We start from the raw sequence: 18480 nt of genomic DNA on the forward strand, positions 1-18480 counted from the left end.
CAGGACTATCTCGATAACGCTCCCGTTGCCATGTACGCACTCGCGATCACGCTGATCCTCGCTTCGCTGGCGGCCGTCTACGCGACGCTCGACGACGGCGCGGCTTCCGCGTTGCCGCCGCCGCAAGCGGCGCAGGCGCTTGCCGACAACCTTGCGATCTACCGCCTGGCGACGCTCGACTACGCGCGCCTGCATCCGGGGACGCGCGGCGCGGTGTCGAACGAGCAAATGAAGTTTCCCTCGTGGTATCCGGGCGCGAACGCGCTGTGGCGCAACTACATTGCTGGCGGCACGGTCGTCACCTATGCGGCCGCACGGCCGCCCGTGAACATCTCGGGCGAGATCGCGGCGCTCTCGGACGGCTCGCTGCTCGCGGGCGTTGCCTATCGCGGCGCGGTCGTGCGGGCGGGCTATGCGCGCAACGATCTTCCTTCGAACGGCGTGCCGCTGCCCGCCGGGCTGAAGATCGCGAACGGCCTTCCGGTGTGGATGGGGCAAGCGTACTGATGCATATCAAGTCTTCCCGCCGCCGCGCGCGCGGCTTCGCGCTGATCGAGATGCTCGGCGCGCTCGCGATCGCCGCGCTGATGCTGGCCGGCATCGCGGTGATGATGGATACGTCGCTCGACGACGTGCGTGCGCAGCAGGCCGCGCAATACCAGGCGCAGGTGACGGCCGCGGCGACGCGCGCGTTGAAGCGCGATTACGACGCGTGGATGAAACGGACCGCCGCGAAGCAGCCGGTCGTGATGACGCTCGCCGAATTGCAGGCGAGCGGCGACTTGTCGACCGCGCTGCAGTCGCGCAACGCCTATGGCCAGAACACCTGCGTACTGGTCAAGCAGACCGCGAGCGGGGTCGGCCTCGACGCGCTCGTCGTGACGGCGGGCGGCGAGGCGATCGGCGACGTGGACCTGGGTCCGATCGCCGCGGGGTCCGGTCCGGGCGGCGGCTCGATCAGTTCGCGCTTTCCGACGGAGGCGCGCGGCGCGTACAACGCGTGGCGGATGCCGCTCGCCACGTTCATGGGCGGCGCCGCGACGAAGTGCGATCCGAACGACGCCGCGCCGCCGAACGCCGGTCACCTTGCGAATGAAATCTTCTTCAACGGCCCGGGCCAGCAGGTCAACAGTGACTATCTGTACCGCATCGGCATCGGCGGCCATCCGGAGGTGAACGCGATGCAGGTGCCGATCTGGCTGACGCATACGTTCGAAGATGGCAAGCCGGACGCGGAAAACTGCGGAGCGGCTGGCAGCTATGCGAACGGGAAGCTCGGCGCCGACGCGGCCGGCAAGCTGCTGAGCTGCAAGAACGGCGTATGGCGCGGCGCAGGCGGTCACTGGAAGGACCCTGTCGACTGTCCCGACAAACTGCCTACCGATGCGTCGAACGAGCAAGGCGATGTGCGCCTCACGCTCGACACGTTCCGCGCGTATGCGTGGACGGGTAACGCTTGGAAGGCGCTCGCGGTGGATCGCAATGACAACCTGATCGTGCCCGGCGTCGTCTCCGCGAAGCAGTACGAAATCACCGGCCGCGTCGTCGTCAACACGCCATGCGCGCCCGATGATAAGCGGACGGACGCCGGCCTCATATCGATGGGCCAGGACGGACAAGTGCTGTCTTGCCAGGACGGCAAATGGCTCCCGCAGTCAGGAATCAAGATCGGCAGCACCGACATCGATTGCCGGATCCTGATGGCGACGCCAGGCGCGACCGATTTCTCGCAATGTTCGTTCACCTACACCGGAAGATATCCGAACGGATCGTTCATCACCTACGAATCGGACGGCACGTACACGTACACGATCGAACGGCAGGTGAAGCTCGACAACAATGGGCTGATCGCGGTGAGCGCGTACATGCACATGGCCTATTCGACGTGCGACCAGAAGGGACGGGAAGGACAGATGCGTCTCGTCGCCGAGGTCATCGACGTCAGGAGCGGCAAGGCGATCGCTCACAACGAGGCACAGTCGTCGAAGCTGAAGGAAGACGCCGCGACCATCAACGTCACGCTGAACGTGGCCGCCGAGCCGCGCAGCGGATACACGGTCAGGCTTTCGAGCAAATGGGCGACGTACGACGGCTACGCGAAGACGCCGTGGACGTCCACCTATTGCAGCGGCGGCCAGACCTTCCTCCAGACGCCGCTCGCAACCGGCTGGACCATCAATTCGTTCTATTGAGCGGATCTTCGCCGCGCGCGGCCGCCGTCGCGCGCGGCTGCGGTTTACTGCACGGGTCTCCCATTCGCGGCGCGCGCCTGTCCTGTCGACGGTCGCGCGCCCCCACCGGACGGACCCATGAAGGCCAAGATTCCCGTTTTGCTGTCCCTGCTGTGCTCGCTCGCGAGCCTTTCCGTCGACGCTGCGCCGATCCGCTGGCGCAGCACCGAAATCCAGTACGCGGCGGAAGGCAAGGACGTGAAGGACGTGCTGCGCGATCTCGCCGCGAGCCAGAACATCGCGGCGAACGTCGCGCCCGGCGTGGGCGGCGCCGTCAGCGGCAAGATGAAGATGTCGCCGCAGCGCTTCCTCGACACGCTCTCCGCATCGTTCGGCTTCGTCTGGTACTACGACGGCACCGTGCTGTACGTCACGCCCGCGAGCGACATGAAGAGCACCCTCGTCAAGCTCGACCACGCGAACACGGGCGACCTGCGCGACCTGCTCGAGCAGATGAAGATCGCCGACCCGCGCTATCCGGTCACCTACAACGCGCAGCAGCGCACCGCGCTCGTCGCGGGGCCGCCGCGCTACGTCGAGCTCGTGACGAGCGTCGCCGCGCGGCTCGACGAGAATTCCGCGCGCACGGGCGGCACGCAGATCCGCGTGTTCTCGCTGAAGCACGCGTGGGCCGCCGATCGCGACGTGAACGTCGACGGCACGACCGTGACGATGCCGGGCGTCGCATCGCTGCTGAACCGGATGTATCACCCGGGCGACGGCAAGCACACGTCGCAGACGACGGTCGGCAAGCCGATCAGCCGCGCCGCGCCGATGATGGACCTCGGCGGCGGGCGCAGCGGCATGCCGCCGTTGCCGCCGCTGCCGCCGTACATGCAGGGCGCGCAGTCGGGCGAAGGCGCGGGCATGCAGGGCGGCGGCCAAGGGGGCGATCCGCGTCCGAGCGGCATGCTCGCCGCGGCGATCGCGAATTCGGGCGCGGCGCGTTCCCCCGGCGGCGGCGTGCTCGATGCGCCGGGCGGCGCGAGCGGCGTGCCCGTGGGCGCGGGCGACGCGACCGACCTGCCGGTGATCCAGGCCGATCCGCGCACGAACTCGATTCTCGTGCGCGACGCGCCCGAGCACATGGCGCAGTATCCGGACCTGATCGCGCTGCTCGACGTGAAGCCGCGCCTGATCGAGATCGAGGCGCGCATCATCCAGATCGACGAAGGCGCGCTCAAGCAGCTCGGCGTCGACTGGCGCGCGCACAACAGCCATTTCGACCTGCAGACGGGCACGGGGCTCACGTCGCAGAATTCGTATGCGAACGGCGCGCTGAATCCGACCTTCGGCTCGATCTCGCTGTCCGGCAACGACTCGGTCAGCGTGCCGGCAAGCCCGCTCGGCCTGTCGCTGACGGCCGTGCTCGGCGACGCGGGCCGCTATCTGCTCACGCGGATCAACGCGCTCGAATCGTCGAACCAGGCGCGCACCGACGCGAGCCCGAAAGTCACGACGCTCGACAACGTCGAGGCGGTGATGGACCACAAGAGGCAGTTTTTCGTGCGCGTCGCGGGCTATACGTCGGCCGACCTGTACAGCATCTCCACGGGCGTGTCGCTGCGCGTGCTGCCGATGGTCGTCGAGGAGGGCGGGCGCACGCAGATCAAGCTCGACGTGCGGATCGTCGACGGCGAGCTGTCGCAGCAGACGGTCGACAACATTCCGGTGATCGTGTCGACCGAAATCAACACGCAGGCGTTCATCGAGCAGGGGCAGGCGCTGCTGATCGCAGGCTACAAGGTGGATGCGCGCTCGAACATGCAGTCGGGGGTGCCGGTGCTGTCGAAGCTGCCGCTGGTCGGCGCGCTGTTCCGCTCGACCGACAAGCAGGACAGCCACAGCGAGCGGCTCTTTCTCGTGACGCCCAGGGTGATCGAGCCTTGAGCGGATGTCGATCGGCCGGCGTATGCGACCGCCGGCCGGGTGTTCATCAAGTTTCCGTCATTGCGGCTTGCGATAACGGATTCCGTCGACCTTCGTGCTGACGCGCGTGCCGGCGCGGCCTTCGGCGATCGCGACGATGTCCGCGAGCGAGCCGATCACGGCGTCCTGCCCGGTCTCGCGCGCAAACTCGATCGCCGCCTGGACCTTCGGCCCCATCGAGCCGGCCGCGAAGCCCAGCCGCTCGAGCTCGTCCGGATGCGCGGCCTCGATCAGCGACTGCGTCGGCTTGCCCCAGTCGATGTACGCGCCGTCGACGTCGGTTGCAATCACGAGCAAATCCGCGTGCAGTTCGCGCCCGAGCAGCGCCGAGCACAGATCCTTGTCGATCACCGCCTCGACGCCCGCGAGCTTGCCGTTCGCGTCGTAGCGCGTCGGAATGCCGCCGCCGCCCGCGCAGATCACGATCGAGCCTTTCTCGAGCAGCCACTTGATCGGCCGGATCTCGAAGATGCGCCGCGGCCGCGGGCTCGGCACCACGCGGCGGAACTTGTCGCCGTCCGGCGCGATGCTCCAGCCTTTCTCGTGCGCGAGCCGTTCGGCCTCTTCGCGCACGTAGACGGGGCCGATCGGCTTGGTCGGATGATCGAACGCCGGATCGGCCGGATCGACCTCGACCTGCGTGAGCAGCGTCGCGAACGGTACGTCGGACGGCAGCAGATTGCCCATTTCCTGTTCGATCAGGTAGCCGATCATCCCTTCCGTCTGCGCGCCGAGCACGTCGAGCGGGTAGGGGGCGACTGCGGTGTAGGCCGCGCCCTGCAGCGCGAGCAGGCCGACCTGCGGCCCGTTGCCGTGCGCGATCACGAGCTCGTTGCCGGGCGCGATCTGCGCGATCTGCGCGACCGCGACCTTCACGTTCTCGCGCTGCTGGGTCTCGGTCATCGGCTGATTGCGCTGCAGGAGCGCATTGCCGCCCAATGCGATGACGATACGCATCGTGTTTCTCCTTGAAGGTGCGCACGGCGCGCCATGGCACGCCGCGCGCGTGGACGCGTCAGATGTCGCCGAGCGTCGACACGAGGACTGCCTTGATCGTGTGCATGCGGTTTTCCGCCTGCTCGAACGCGATGCAGCGCGGGGATTCGAACACCTCGTCGGTGACTTCGATGCCGTCCTTCAGATGCGGATAGCGCTCGGCGATCTGCTTGCCGACCTTCGTCTCGCAGTTGTGGAACGCGGGCAGGCAGTGCATGAAGCGCGTGCGCGGATTGCCGGTCGATTCGATCAGCTTGCGGTTCACCTGGTACGGCAACAGCGCCTTGATCCGCTCGTCCCACGCCTCGACCGGCTCGCCCATCGACACCCACACGTCCGTGTGGATGAAGTCGACGCCCTTGACCGCTTCGAGCGGGTCTTCGGTCAGCGTGATCCGCGCGCCGCTTTCGGCCGCGAACGCCTCGCACTGCGCGACGAGCTCGGCGGACGGCCAGAGCGACTTCGGCGCGCCGATCCGCACGTCCATCCCGAGCTTCGCGCCGATCAGGAGCAGCGAATTGCCCATGTTGTTGCGCGCGTCGCCGAGATACGCGTAGCTGATGTCGTGCAGCGGCTTGTCGCTGTTTTCGCGCATCGTCAGCACGTCGGCGAGCATCTGCGTCGGGTGGTATTCGTCGGTGAGGCCGTTGAACACGGGCACGCCCGCATGTTGCGCGAGCTCCTCGACGATCTCCTGGCTGAAGCCGCGGTATTCGATCGCGTCGTACATCCGGCCGAGCACGCGCGCGGTGTCCTTCATGCTTTCCTTGTGGCCGATCTGCGACGACGTCGGGTCGATGTACGTGACGTTCGCGCCCTGGTCGTATGCGGCGACCTCGAACGCGCAGCGCGTGCGGGTGGACGTCTTTTCGAAAATGAGCGCGATGTTCTTGCGCACGAGATGCGGCTGCTCGGTGCCGCTGTACTTCGCGCGCTTCAGGTCGCGCGCGAGATCGAGCAGGTAGCGCAGTTCGCGGGTGTTATGGTGAATCAGGCTCAGCAGATTGCGATTGTGCAGGTTGAAGCTCATCTGGTTTCTCCAGGGTTTGTCGGGGTGGGCGCGGCGTCGTGGCGCCGCGCTGCTGGTGTCAGTAGTCGATCGGATCGCGCAGGACCGGGCAGGTCATGCAGTGGCCGCCGCCGCGGCCGCGCCCGAGCTCGCTCGAGCTGATCGTGATCACTTCGATGCCCGCCTTGCGCAGCAGCGTGTTCGTGTACGTGTTGCGGTCGTAGCCGATGACGACGCCCGGCTCGACGCACACCATGTTGTTGCCGTCGTCCCATTGCTCGCGCTCGGCCGCGAAATCGTTGCCGCCGGTTTCGACGACGCGCAGCGCATTGAGCCCGAGCGCCTGCGCGACGACGTCGACGAACGGCTGGTCCTCGCGCACGATGTCGATGCCGCCATGCGCGTCGTCGCCGGGGCGCAGCGTGAACGGAACGATCCGATTCACCACTTCCGGGAAAATCGTCACGAGGTCGCGGTCGCAGAAGCTGAACACGGTGTCGAGGTGCATCGCCGCGCGCGAGTTCGGCATGCCGGCCACGATCACGCGCTCGGCCGCGCCCTTCGCGAACAGCGACTGCGCGAGCTGGCCGATGGCCTGGTGCGACGTGCGCTCGCCCATCCCGACGAGCACGACGCCGCGGCCGATCGGCATCACGTCGCCGCCTTCGAGCGTCGCCATCCCGTGATCCCGGTCGGGATCGCCGTACCAGATGTCGAACTGCGCGTCGGCAAATGCCGGATGGAACTTGTAGATCGCGGTGACGAGCAGCGTTTCCTGCCGGCGCGCGGGCCAGTGCATCGGGTTCAGCGTGACGCCGCCGTAGATCCAGCACGACGTGTCGCGCGTGAACATCATGTTCGGCAGCGGCGGCAGCACGAACGACGACTTGCCGAGATAGTCGCGGAACAGCGTGAGCACCTTCGAGCCCTCGGCGCCCGGGATGTCGCTCGCCGCGACGCCGCCGATCAGGAACTCGGCGAGCGTGCGCGGCTCGAGGCTTTCGAGCCATGCGCGCACCTCGCCGACGAGGCCCATGCCGACGCTGTCCGGCGTGAGCTTGCGATCGAGGATCCACTTCAGCGCGGCCGGGTTCTTGACGGTCTCGGTCAGCAGGTTGTGCATCTCCAGCACTTCGACGCCGCGCTCGCGCATCTTCGACACGAAGTCGAAGTGATCGCGCTTCGCCTGGTTCACCCACATCACGTCGTCGAACAGCAGGTCGTCGCAGTTGCTCGGCGTGAGGCGCTGATGCGCGACCCCGGGCGAGCACACGAGCACCTTGCGCAGTTTGCCGGCTTCGGAATGGACACCGACTTGAGGAATGGCGTTGTTCATATTGGTTACCTTTTCGATCAAAGGGTGAGGAGCCCGCTATGGAGCGCGTAGGCCGCGGCGAGCGCGGCGGCGGCCACCACCGCGAAGATCAGCTTTTCGACGGTGGTGAAGACCGGCTTGCCGAGCTCGCGCTTCGCCTTCGCGAAGAACAGCGCGCCCGGCGCGTAGAGGAGTGCGGACAGCAGCAGGTACTTGACGCCGCCCGCGTACAGCAGCCACACCGCGTAGAGCACGGCGAGCGCGGCGACGAAGCCGTCCTTGCGGCGCTGGCGCGGATCGCTTTCATAGGTTTCGCCGCGCACGACGAGCAGCAGCGCGTAAGCGGCCGACCAGAAGTACGGGATCAGGATCATCGACGTCGCGAGATAGATCAGCGACAGATAGGTGCCTTGCGAGAACAGCGTGATCAGCAGGAACACCTGGACCATCGCGTTGGTGAGCCAGAGCGCGTTCGCCGGCACGTGGTTCGCGTTCTCCTTGCGCAGGAACGCGGGCATCGTGTGGTCCTTCGCGGCCGAGAACAGGATTTCCGCGCAGAGCAGCACCCACGACAGCAGCGCGCCGGCGAGCGACACGACGAGGCCGACGCTGATGAGGATCGCGCCCCAGTGGCCGACGACATGCTCGAGCACGGCCGCCATCGACGGGTTCTGCAGCTTCGCGAGCTCCGGCTGCGTCATGACGCCGAGCGACAGCACGTTGACGAGCACCAGCACGAGCAGCACGCCGACGAAGCCGATCACGGTCGCGCGGCCGACGTCGCTGCGCTTTTCCGCGCGCGCCGAGAAGATGCTCGCGCCTTCGATGCCGATGAACACCCAGACGGTGACGAGCATCATGCTGCGCACCTGGTTCATCACCGAGCCGAGCGACGGATGCGCGCGGCCCCAGATGTCGGTGCGGAACACGTCGAGCTTGAACGCGAACAGGCAGATCAGGATGAACAGCGCGAGCGGGACGATCTTCGCGACGGTCGTGACCAGGTTGATGAACGCCGCTTCCTTGATCCCGCGCAGCACGAGGAAGTGCACGGCCCACAGCAGCACCGATGCGCCCGCGATCGCGGCGGGGGTGTTGCCTTCGCCGAACACCGGGAAGAAGTAGCCGAGCGTCGAGAACAGCAGCACGAAGTAGCCGACGTTGCCGATCCACGCGCTGAGCCAGTAGCCCCACGCCGACGAAAAGCCCATGTAATCGCCGAAGCCGGCCTGCGCGTACGCGTAGACGCCGCCGTCGAGCTGGGGCTTGCGGTTCGCGAGCGTCTGGAACACGAACGCGAGCGTGAGCATGCCGATCGCGGTGATCGCCCAGCCGATCAGGATCGCGCCGGCCTCCGCGTTGGCGGCCATGTTTTGCGGCAGCGAGAAGATGCCGCCGCCGATCATCGACCCGACCACGAGCGCGGTCAGCGCGCCGAGCCGGAGCTTGTGCGTGGCGGCTTTCGCCGCGACGTCTTCGTTTTGAGTTATTTCAGCCATGATGCTTCCTCTCGTTCGCGTCCGTGCAGGATCGCGGCGTGCGCGCGGCCATCGCGCTGCCGCCGGGATGGCGGGGCGCGGCGTGGTGTGGCGTTGTGCCGCTTGCATGCGCGGTCCGGCGGAACGCGCGTTGTTGGAAAGTCGAAGATGCGTGCCCGGTTCGGGCGCTATCGGCGGAGCGTCGTCATCGGTGCGCTCCCTGCGGGTTGCGTCCGGGCTTCGCGTTGACGCCGCGCCTCGGCGGCATCGCTGCTGTCCCAGAACGAAAAGAGCCAGACGCCCAGCCGGCGCCGCTTCCAGTACATGCCGTGCAGGCGGCGACGGATTTCCGCGAGTGCGCTCCAGTTCGCGCCTTCGATGTCGATCAGCGCCCCGGGTCGCAGGCCGGATCGGCCGATGAATTGAATGTCCGTGAACTGCTTGCCGGTGTACTTGAGTAGAAAATCCTGAAGCTCTTCTTTTGTCACTTCAGGCTGGAGATTTTCGACAAAGATTCTCATGGCCCTTCCTGCCTTTTTGTTCAATTTCGCTCTCGATCGCTTGTGACGATCGAATTTGCACACGCTCAGGAATCGAGCCGTTTTCCCGATTCCCGCGTGTGAAGCGAGCCGATCAAATCCACACACGGAATTCATCAAACTTCGTGTTTGAATTTACTTTCGTTGATTCAATTGTTCCTGATGGCTTACTAAGTTGAAACAATTTAAGTGGCACTTTATGTCTTGGATCAAAGATCGCGGACGGGGGTAAACGGCGTCGGGCGGGGGTAGCGCGAGGGGGCGGGCGACGCAACGGGCAATGCGACGCAACGCCGCGGGCGAGGTGGCCGGGCCGGGTTCCGACGACCGCATCGCCCGCGCGGCTTCGTCGTGTCAGATATCGAAATACAGATAGAACTCCCAAGGATGCGGACGCAGCCTGACCGGATCGATCTCGTGCTTGCGCTTGTAATCGATCCAGGTCCGGATCACGTCGTCGCTGAACACGTCGCCCTTGCGCAGGAACGCGTGGTCGGCTTCGAGCGCCCGCAGCGCGGCATCGAGCGAATCCGGCACTTGCCGGATGTTGCGCGCTTCTTCCGGCGACAGGTCGTAGATGTTCCGGTCGAGCGGATCGCCGGGATCGATCCGGTTCTCGATGCCGTCGAGTCCGGCCATCAGCATCGCCGCGAACGCGAGGTACGCGTTGGCGGACGGGTCGGGGCAGCGGAACTCGACGCGCCGCGCACTCGGCGAATCCGAGTACATCGGGATGCGCGCGGCGGCCGACCGGTTGCGCTGCGACATCGCGAGGTTCACCGGCGCTTCGTAGCCCGGCACCAGCCGCTTGTACGAATTCGTCGTGGGCGCGCAGAACGCCATCAGCGCGGGCGCGTGCTGCAGCAGGCCGCCGATGTACCAGCGGCACAGGTCCGACGTGAGCGCCCAGCCCGCCGCGTCGTAAAACAGGTTGCGCTCGTCGTCCCACAGGCTCTGGTGGCAGTGCATGCCGCTCGCGTTGTCGGCGAACAGCGGCTTCGGCATGAAGGTGGCGACCTTGCCGTGCCGGCGCGCGACGTTCTTGCAGATGTACTTGTAGATCATCACGTTGTCGGCCATCCGCGTGAGCGCCGCGAAGCGCAGGTCGATCTCGTTCTGTCCGGCGGTCGCCACTTCGTGGTGGTGCACCTCGACCTGCACGCCGGCCTGCTGCAGCGTCAGCGCGATCTCGGAACGGATCTCCTGCAGCGTGTCCTGCGGCGGCACCGGAAAATACCCTTCCTTGTAGCGCGCCTTGTAGCCGAGATTGCCGCCGCCGTACGCGCCTTCGTCGCGGCCGGTGGTCCAGTCGCCTTCGGCCGATTCGACGTAGTAGTAGCCGCTGTGCTGATCCTGCCCGAAGCGGATCGAGTCGAAAATGAAGAATTCGAGCTCGGGCCCGAAATAGCACGTCGTCGCGATGCCGGTCTGCGCCAGATACGCCTCGGCCTTCTTCGCGACATGGCGCGGATCGCGCGAGTAAGGCTGCCGCAGCACGGGATCGAAGACGTCGCAGATCAGCGACAGCGTCGGCGTGCCGCACACCGGATCGACGAACGCGGTGGCGGGGTCCGGCCTCAGCAGCATGTCCGACTCGTGGATCTCCTGGAAGCCGCGAATCGACGAGCCGTCGAAACCGATGCCGGCTTCGAACAGGCCTTCGTGAACTTCGGGGAGCGTAATCGAGAAGTGCTGCCAGAGTCCCGGCAGATCGGTGAATTTCAGGTCGACGATCTGGATCTCGTGCTTGTGCACCAGATCGATCACATCGCTCACGCTTTCGGGGCGGGCGACGCGATAGCTGCCCGCATCGACGGATACCGACGAAGGCGCACCGGGATTGGCTTGCGTATCGGGCATGGACGTTCTCCTCTTCCGGCCCTTTGCCTGTATTCCTGACCTGGCTTGCCCGCGCGCGAAAAACCGCGCGGGTCCACACACACGCAGCGCCCGGTTACCGGTCTTCCCTCATCCCGGCCAGGCGGGCTTCGCCGGCGTCCCTCGCGGCGGCGGCCGTGCCGAACGTTTCGTCCGACACGAGCGCGCGCTTCACGTGCTGCGCGTCGAAATCGACGAGCGCGATGACCCAGACGAACGCACCCGCATGCTCCGCGGTCTGCACGAAGGCACGGACATTGCTGCTGGCTGCCGTATTCATGGCGATCTCCTGAAAAAGGGGCACTTCGATCGGCCGGGATTGCCGCATCCTCCGTGCGTCACGCGGGGCCGGTGGGGTTGCACATTGATTGTAGGCAATGGGAACGGGCGAATCGCGTCGGGTTTTTGCGACGCAGCGCGGCGTCAGCGGCATCTCGTCGCAGAGGCCGATCGCGACGCTCGGGAATCCCGGGCGCGATGCCGGACAGGATCTTGCCGAAAACGCCGGCATATCGCTGATTTTTAGGTCGGGAAACTTAATTTGTTATGCATATTTATGATCGGCGATCGGACGGAATGCGAATGGTCGCGTTTGACCTGGAAAGTACATTTTGATACGATCGTCGCGTTTTAAAATTCCATCCTGTTCGATCAAGCGAATACCCATAGCAGTTCTACGGAATCAATGCGCCGCTTGCCCGCTTCGTTGAAGGCAGGCGGCCGCGATTCAACGTGATTGCATCTGCCTGCGCCCGCCCGCGCAGCGGCCCGGATGCAATCGCCATCGGTACAGCGACACTCGCCACGAAGCCCGCAGACCTCGTCATGCGGCGCGCCCCTCTTTAGCCATGTCGTCAGCGTCCGTCTCGACGCGCATCCGTCCGATGCGCCGAAGACCTCGGACGGTCCGCCCGGGCGCGCCTTTGCGCGCCTGACAAGCCATTCCTGAATCGATTCGTTCGCCGCCTCGACGCGAGCGGCGACGGCATTCATGCAATCGGAAGCGCCAAGCCCATGTGAAATCAGCAGACCCGTTCGAAAGGAAAGCAGCATTTCAACCAGTCACGACCAATTTGAGGAGTCCAACCGATGACCTTCCGAACCCGATCGAAACATGTGCGTAGCGGCGTCAGGGCGGGCGTCACCGCGCTGCTGTGCATCGCGTCCGCCGGAACGAACGCCGCGCTGCAGCCGAGCGACGAAGCGCCGGTGGCGCGGCGCACCGACATGACCTGCCGGCTCAACCGCGACGCGAGCAAGGACTGCACGACGCACGAAAGGCTGACGATCCTGCGTCCGGCCGGGCGCGCGCAGCTGTCCCGGCTCGATTTCGACTTCCTGGACAACGATCGCCTCGAGATTCGCGATGCCGCGGTGATCCAGCCGGACGGCCGGCGCGTCCCCCTGTCGTCGAAGCAGATCGACACGCGCACCGCGCCGAACCCCGAGGCCGGTTTTCACCGCAAGCGCCAGACGTCGGTCGCGTTTCCCGGCTTGCGGGTCGGCAGCACCATCACGTACACGCTCGTCGAGCACGTCGCCGCGATGCCGAATGCGACGGAATTCCACGAGCGCGCGCTGTTCGGGCCGATGCCCGTCCGGCTCGATGCGTACCGGGCCGCGTTTTCCGCCGACCGGCCGATCGCGTGGCGCGGCGAGCAGCTCGACGGATTCGACGTCGAAACGTCCGGGCAGGGCCACCGTATCGTCGTCACGCTGAAGGCGCCGCGCTATTTCAACCTGATCAACGAGGACGGCACGATGGCGCGCCGGGTGCCGCGCATCGAGCTGACCAGCAGTCTCGACCGGCAGGCGCACTTCGGCCCGTTCGCGGCGCGCTACAACGCGATTCTCGCCGCGCCGCTGCCCGCCGGTGCGGCGGGCGCCGTCGCGGCGGCGCGCGGCAGGCCCGAGCCCGAGCGCGTCGCCGCGCTGATGAAGCACATCAGCGCCCACTATCGGTACATGGGCGACTGGCGCATGAGCGAGCGCGGCCTCATTCCGTTCGATCTCGCGCAGATCGAGGCGAACGGCTACGGCGACTGCAAGGATCTCGCGGTGCTGCTGGCGGCCATGCTCAACGCGAGCGGCATCGACGCGCGGCCCGCGTTCGTGTTCCGCGGCGTCGACGCGGGCCCGCTGCTGGTGCCCGGGCTCGCCGCGCCGAATCACGCGATCGTGCGCGCAGTCGTCGACGGCGAAACCTGGTGGCTCGATCCGACCAACAATGTCTACCTGCCGGGCATTATCCCGCCGGACCTGCAGGAACGATGGGCGCTGGTCGTCGAGCGGAACGGCGCGGTCGAGGAGGACCGCATCGCGGCGCAGGCGCCGCGGGTGATCTTCGACGGCACGTACCATGCGAGCGTGCGCGACGACGGCAGCGCGCGCGTCGACCTGCGCGTCGACAAGGACGGGAACCTGCTGTGGGCGCTGATGGACGGCGACTATGCGCAGGGCGCGACGGCCGTCGATCAGCATCTGTGCAACACATGGTTCAAGGAGCCGGTCGAATGCCGGATCGACCGGCCGGACACGAGCGCCGCGGGGTTCGGCCGCTACCGGATCAGCGCGCACGGCGTGGACCGGCGCGCGCTCGACCGGACGTCGAGCGGCTACGTGTACAACGGCGGCGCCGGATGGCGCGACAAGTGGGAGCGGCTGGTCAACTACCGGCGCAACGGCGACGTCGGCGACCTGTACCTGGGCGACCAGGAGGAAAGCCGGGCCGAGGTGCGGCTCGACGGCGTGCGCGCGGAGCAGCCGCTCGCCGCCTGCACCGTGCGTTCGCCGTGGTTCGATCTCGACGTGACGCCCGAGCCGGCGGCGCAGGGCATCGCGTATCGCCAGCGCCTCGTGCAGAAGGTGCGCTGGCTGACCCACGACGACCTGACGAGCGACGCGTTCGGCCGCTTCCTCGACGACGCGCAGCGTTGCACGAACGCGTTGCGGCAGACGGTGTCGGTTGCGTCGCCGGTTTAGCGGGCTGTTGAAAGAGAATGGTGTAAACGGGCACGGAGGCGGTGCGTCAGGGATAGCATCGATTTTCTACCCCGTCAGCAAATGCTGGATGTGACTGGATCGGCTTGAGATCTGGTTTGGCGGCCTCCGTCTCCGCCAGCTTATGGCGGTGGAACCCCGGAAGATTACGGTCTTCCGGGGTTTTGTTTTTGGTGGACCGCTTACGCAACTATCAAAGCGGCTATCAAAACAGTCGGTGTCACATGGGCTCGTCGCAGGGTGTGAAATCCTGTTGTCCAGCGAGTTCCAACGCTGAAGCATACGCCGGGTCGAACAATCCGGGGGCCATGCGTGCCGTAGTGCTTCATGACGCCGTTCCGGAAATCGGGTGCCATACGAACCCATCTGGCGATGTGCCAGGGTTCGATTGGAGTCCGATCATGTCTCAGCAAGCTTTCCCCATTCACCATACCCATCCTTACGAAGCGGCGACGCAGGATGGTGCTCTGTCCTTGCCAATGGTTGGCGTGCCGCTCGCGCTGTTGCGCGACAAACGTCCGACGCCGATGGAGCGCAACCTGTACCGGGTGTTCTTGGTGGCGGCCCGGGAGGGCAGCCTGCCGCCCGATCTGGAGTGGCGGCGGCGCCTGCTGGCCTGCGCCGAGACCCAATCGCTCGTATCGCCGTCCACTACCAAGCGCTGCGTGTTCTTACTGCGCCTGACGCGCTGGATTCACCAGGAGCCGCAGCGGCACGATCCCATCACTGGACAGCCGCTCCCGCCCGCTTACGTGGTTCACGACACGCCTGCGAGCTTCGCGACCGTGTGCGCGGCAGACCCCGGTTATGCCGACCTGTTGCGTGATGCGCTTTGCGATACGCACCCGTCGACGCAGGCCGTGGCTGCTGGCGTGCTGGCCGAACTGGCGGCCGATCCGACGTTGCCGGTGGTTTTGCGGCCGCTCATCGCACACATGCGCCAGACCGCTCCGGGCGGCACTCGGGATGATGAGAGCGATCCGCCGGCGCCACCATCTTTGTCAGTGCCTCCGGGTTCCGACGAGACGCCATCGCGTTTGCAGGATAGGGGCACTGCGTCGTCACATGATGGTGCTCGAATACGCGGTGCATGCCCATGACGACCAGATCCTCCCGCGCGAAGGCCAAGTGCAGATTGCGTGCTTGCGGCAGACTGAACTGAGCACAACCTGGGCAAAGCCTCTGAAAGACTATGACCACCACCACACGCCCCCGCAAAAACGAAAGGCTGAATGGCTTGTCAGTGTTGAGCCAATCGCTGGCGTCGATCTCGTAGGGCATGGCGTCAACGACTCGAATGCGAGTGAGCCTCACCCATCGCAGGTGAGGCTCACCCAAACTCACTTCAGAGCGACCTTGGGAAAATCGACCGGAATATCCAATGCAACGTTGATGTAGTTGGTAAAGAGATTCAGAGCGACATGCGCCATGATCTCGACGATCTGCTCGTCGCGGAAGCCAGTCTCCCGCAGGCTCGCGACGTCGGCGTCGGTAATCTGCGCACGCTGCTCGACCACCTTCAGGGCGAAGGCCAGGGCCGCCCCGGTCTTGGGGTCACCGGATTGGCCAGCTTGGGCAGCGGACATCTCGGCGGAAGACGCACCAGCCTTCTGGCCGAGCACGGTGTGGGCCGCCAGGCAGTATTCGCAGCGATTCCGGTTGGCGATGGCCACGGCGATCTGCTCGCCGAGCTTGGCGCCCAGAGTGCCTTTTCCCAATGCGCCGAAGGCGGCCCACATGCTCTGCAAAGCGGCTGGCGAGTTGGCCACGGCCTTGAACATGTTGGGTGTAGCACCGAAGGCTTGCTGGATCTGGGCCAGCAAGGGCTGGCTGGCTGCGGGGGCGAGTTGAGGCTGGATGTTGACGCGAGACATGTCGATCTCCTAGAGGACGTCAGGTTGAAGTGAAGGAAAACGGCCGGCGAGGCAGGCCTTACTTGTTGGCCTCGCTTGACGAGTGATTCGGTGTAAGCAGTATGGTCGGGATGAATGTATGATTGGGTTCAATTAGTCCACAAAACATACCAATTGGTTCGTATGCAAGCCTCTCCTCCTATTGACCGCCTCTCGGGCATCCTCGAACGGTTCCGGGTGCAGGCCCAGTTGCATCACTCCGGCGCACTGTGCGGGCTCAACCATTTCGACGCCTGCGAAGGACACGGTTATTTGCATGTGTTGCGGCGCGGCGAGTTGAAGGTGAGCCATCCTGGCGCGCGCGATGTGCCCGAGTCGATGCGCTTTGACGAGCCGACACTGCTGCTGTATCCGCGCCCCTTCACTCATCGCTTCCACAACCCTCCCATGGAGGGTTCCGATTTCACTTGCGCGCGGCTGAACTTCGACGGTGGCTCGTACAACCCTCTCGCGCGGGCGCTGCCATCTTTGATCGCGTTACCGCTGGCACGCGTATCGGGCCTGGACTTGGCGCTTGAATTGCTGTTCGCTGAAACTGATCGAGTGCGCTGCGGCCAGCGGTTGCTGGCCGATCGGATCTTCGAGGTGGTTGTGATCCAGCTAGTGCGCTGGTTGCTTGACCATCCGCAGGAAGCGGGCGTGCGTCCCGGCTTCATCACTGGGCTGTCGGACCCGCGTTTGGCACGCGCTCTTGTCGCCATGCACGATGCTCCTGGCGAGCCTTGGTCGCTGGAGCGCATGGCCGAACGCGCCGGCATGTCCCGCACGGCGTTTGCCAACATCTTTCGCGAGGTGGTGGGTCAGACTCCGGCCGACTACTTGAGCGACTGGCGCATGGCGCTGGCGCAGCGCCGACTGCGCGCGGGCCATCCGATCAAGGTCCTGGCGGAAGAACTCGGATATGCGAACCCTTCGGCACTATCGCGCGCATTCACGGCCAAGGTAGGAATGTCCCCTCGCGATTGGCTATCGAAGGAGACTGCTATGGACCGGCACGTGCCGGACTGTTCCAGAGCCGACCCGTGTTGGACGAAGCTCAAATGATGGACGTGACCTGGATCGGTTCACGCTACTTTCCGGAGTTGAGGCTTTCGGAAGGCGGCCATGGCGACGGCTTGAGGCGAGTGTGTCGCCTAGGGAGCTAAACACTCAGGCGGGTTTGGTTTGTAGCCACGCGCGCTCCTCTTGCAACACAAGTTGTTGCATGGCGTCCGCATCAAGGGACTGCGCCGTCCTGCGGCGAGCTTCGATCTTTGCAGGTGTTTGCTCGGCCAGCAGCTTGGCGCCGGCGACCTCATTGCATACGGTTTGAAACGCTAGTTCGTTAGCTCTCGCGAACAGCATAGACTTCCGGCTATCGTCAATCATCATCAGACGAATCGGGTTCAAATGCAGGAGCTTGCGCCAGCGCTCATCCAGGGATACGAAATGCGGAATGAAGAACGAACCTAGGCTGGATTGTAGTGCCGTCTGCTCCATAAGCCTTAAATGACTCATATCCCAGGCCATCCCCCGAATGTCGTCAAAAATTTTCTTGGATGGGTTGATGACCGGGCCGAAGAAAGGGGCGATCTGCTTGGTTCTGATGCCGCTCCAGACAAGGCCAAGCTCGGTCATGGGGAGATAACCCAGATGGGAAAGGCAAAAGTCCAGCAGTTCGGCCAGTATGCGCTTGACGTCCCGCTTCTTCTTGTCTCTGTGCCATGACGTTGTGAATCGAAACAACAATGCTTGAATGCCAAGGCTCGCAGCTTCTCGATGCAATACTGCCGGATTAGCGTACTGACTGTTGAGAAATGCCTCAGCCGCTGGTCGGAGCGATGCCTTCAGTGTTTCGACAGGCGTGTTGAATTTGAGCCGGCTTGGATCACGCTTGAACGCCACCCAGTCCAGATGGTCGAGCATGCGGAATGCGATGAGCGTATCCGGCGGTCTTGCGTTTTTCGGATTCTCCCGAGCTAGCCGAATGTTTTCATACAGAAATGGCACGACGTCAAACTGCACGCGCTTGTTGCTGGCCTTCAACGTCAATACGTCGATCACGCGTGCCCGATCAGCAGACTGGATCTCTTTTCCGTTGACGAGGGCTCTTAGTCGCTCCGCGAAGAGATAGTCAGCCCAGGCCTGCATGTCTTGTCGTGAACACGCGCTAGCGCGATCGCCACGCGTTCCGCGATAATTCAGCGTCCCGC

The 18480-nt window shown here is 65.0% G+C and carries 15 protein-coding genes; 6 read left to right on the forward strand and 9 right to left on the reverse strand.

What is annotated here, in order from left to right; all coding sequences use genetic code 11:
- Positions 1 to 30: 30 nt before the first annotated feature.
- The 3 genes from pilM (at position 31) to sctC (ending at position 4121) form a co-directional block, all read left to right on the forward strand.
- Positions 31 to 507 (forward strand): type IV pilus biogenesis protein PilM, encoded by a 477-nt coding sequence (pilM, locus tag ACFIMZ_RS21805; RefSeq protein WP_431824390.1) that lies wholly within the window; start codon positions 31 to 33, stop codon positions 505 to 507.
- Positions 507 to 2192, forward strand: coding sequence for a shufflon system plasmid conjugative transfer pilus tip adhesin PilV (gene pilV / locus ACFIMZ_RS21810; protein WP_431824391.1), 1686 nt, complete (start codon positions 507 to 509; stop codon positions 2190 to 2192). The genes pilM and pilV overlap by 1 nt, the downstream gene beginning before the upstream one ends.
- 117 nt (positions 2193 to 2309) lie before the next feature.
- Positions 2310 to 4121, forward strand: a complete 1812-nt coding sequence (gene sctC, locus ACFIMZ_RS21815) for a type III secretion system outer membrane ring subunit SctC (protein ID WP_431824392.1) — start codon at positions 2310 to 2312, stop codon at positions 4119 to 4121.
- Positions 4122 to 4178: 57 nt separating this feature from the next.
- Here sctC and arcC read toward each other — a convergent pair whose 3' ends face one another.
- The 7 genes from arcC to ACFIMZ_RS21850 all read right to left on the reverse strand — a co-directional run bounded on the left by arcC (position 4179) and on the right by ACFIMZ_RS21850 (position 11655).
- Complete coding sequence (gene arcC / locus ACFIMZ_RS21820) at positions 4179 to 5117, reverse strand: carbamate kinase (RefSeq protein ID WP_431824393.1); 939 nt, start codon at positions 5115 to 5117, stop codon at positions 4179 to 4181.
- 58 nt (positions 5118 to 5175) lie between these two features.
- Positions 5176 to 6186: an ornithine carbamoyltransferase gene (locus tag ACFIMZ_RS21825; protein WP_431824394.1), complete on the reverse strand. Its 1011-nt coding sequence runs from the start codon at positions 6184 to 6186 to the stop codon at positions 5176 to 5178.
- Between the two features lie 58 nt (positions 6187 to 6244).
- Positions 6245 to 7501 (reverse strand): arginine deiminase, encoded by a 1257-nt coding sequence (gene arcA, locus ACFIMZ_RS21830; RefSeq protein ID WP_431824395.1) that lies wholly within the window; start codon positions 7499 to 7501, stop codon positions 6245 to 6247.
- Between the two features lie 17 nt (positions 7502 to 7518).
- A complete protein-coding gene (gene arcD / locus ACFIMZ_RS21835; protein ID WP_431824396.1) occupies positions 7519 to 8979 on the reverse strand; it encodes an arginine-ornithine antiporter in 1461 nt (486 codons plus the stop codon).
- Between the two features lie 167 nt (positions 8980 to 9146).
- Complete coding sequence (locus ACFIMZ_RS21840; protein ID WP_431824397.1) at positions 9147 to 9479, reverse strand: RNA recognition motif domain-containing protein; 333 nt, start codon at positions 9477 to 9479, stop codon at positions 9147 to 9149.
- A 372-nt stretch (positions 9480 to 9851) separates the two neighbouring features.
- Complete coding sequence (gene glnA / locus ACFIMZ_RS21845) at positions 9852 to 11357, reverse strand: type I glutamate--ammonia ligase (protein ID WP_431824398.1); 1506 nt, start codon at positions 11355 to 11357, stop codon at positions 9852 to 9854.
- Positions 11358 to 11451: 94 nt separating this feature from the next.
- Positions 11452 to 11655 carry a hypothetical protein gene (locus ACFIMZ_RS21850; RefSeq protein WP_431824399.1) on the reverse strand — a complete coding sequence of 68 codons (204 nt, stop codon included), beginning with the start codon at positions 11653 to 11655 and terminating at the stop codon, positions 11452 to 11454.
- An 809-nt stretch (positions 11656 to 12464) separates the two neighbouring features.
- Between ACFIMZ_RS21850 and ACFIMZ_RS21855 the strand changes: the two genes are divergently transcribed.
- Together ACFIMZ_RS21855 and ACFIMZ_RS21860 are read left to right on the forward strand one after the other, a co-directional pair.
- Complete coding sequence (locus ACFIMZ_RS21855; RefSeq protein ID WP_431824400.1) at positions 12465 to 14357, forward strand: DUF3857 domain-containing transglutaminase family protein; 1893 nt, start codon at positions 12465 to 12467, stop codon at positions 14355 to 14357.
- Positions 14358 to 14776: 419 nt separating this feature from the next.
- Positions 14777 to 15475: a hypothetical protein gene (locus ACFIMZ_RS21860; RefSeq protein ID WP_431824401.1), complete on the forward strand. Its 699-nt coding sequence runs from the start codon at positions 14777 to 14779 to the stop codon at positions 15473 to 15475.
- 240 nt (positions 15476 to 15715) lie between these two features.
- Here ACFIMZ_RS21860 and ACFIMZ_RS21865 read toward each other — a convergent pair whose 3' ends face one another.
- Entirely contained in the window at positions 15716 to 16249 is a 534-nt protein-coding gene (locus ACFIMZ_RS21865) for a carboxymuconolactone decarboxylase family protein (protein ID WP_431824402.1), read from the reverse strand.
- 162 nt (positions 16250 to 16411) lie between these two features.
- Here ACFIMZ_RS21865 and ACFIMZ_RS21870 point away from each other — a divergent pair, with 162 nt between their 5' ends.
- Complete coding sequence (locus ACFIMZ_RS21870) at positions 16412 to 17332, forward strand: cupin domain-containing protein (RefSeq protein WP_431824403.1); 921 nt, start codon at positions 16412 to 16414, stop codon at positions 17330 to 17332.
- Positions 17333 to 17437: 105 nt separating this feature from the next.
- Here the strand turns inward: ACFIMZ_RS21870 and ACFIMZ_RS21875 are convergent, their stop codons facing one another.
- Positions 17438 to 18418, reverse strand: coding sequence for a hypothetical protein (locus tag ACFIMZ_RS21875; RefSeq protein WP_431824404.1), 981 nt, complete (start codon positions 18416 to 18418; stop codon positions 17438 to 17440).
- Between the last annotated feature and the right edge of the window lie 62 nt (positions 18419 to 18480).

Origin of the sequence: Burkholderia sp. F1, from assembly GCF_050813845.1 — a bacterium.
In the GTDB taxonomy this organism is placed as follows: Bacteria; Pseudomonadota; Gammaproteobacteria; order Burkholderiales; family Burkholderiaceae; genus Burkholderia; species Burkholderia ubonensis.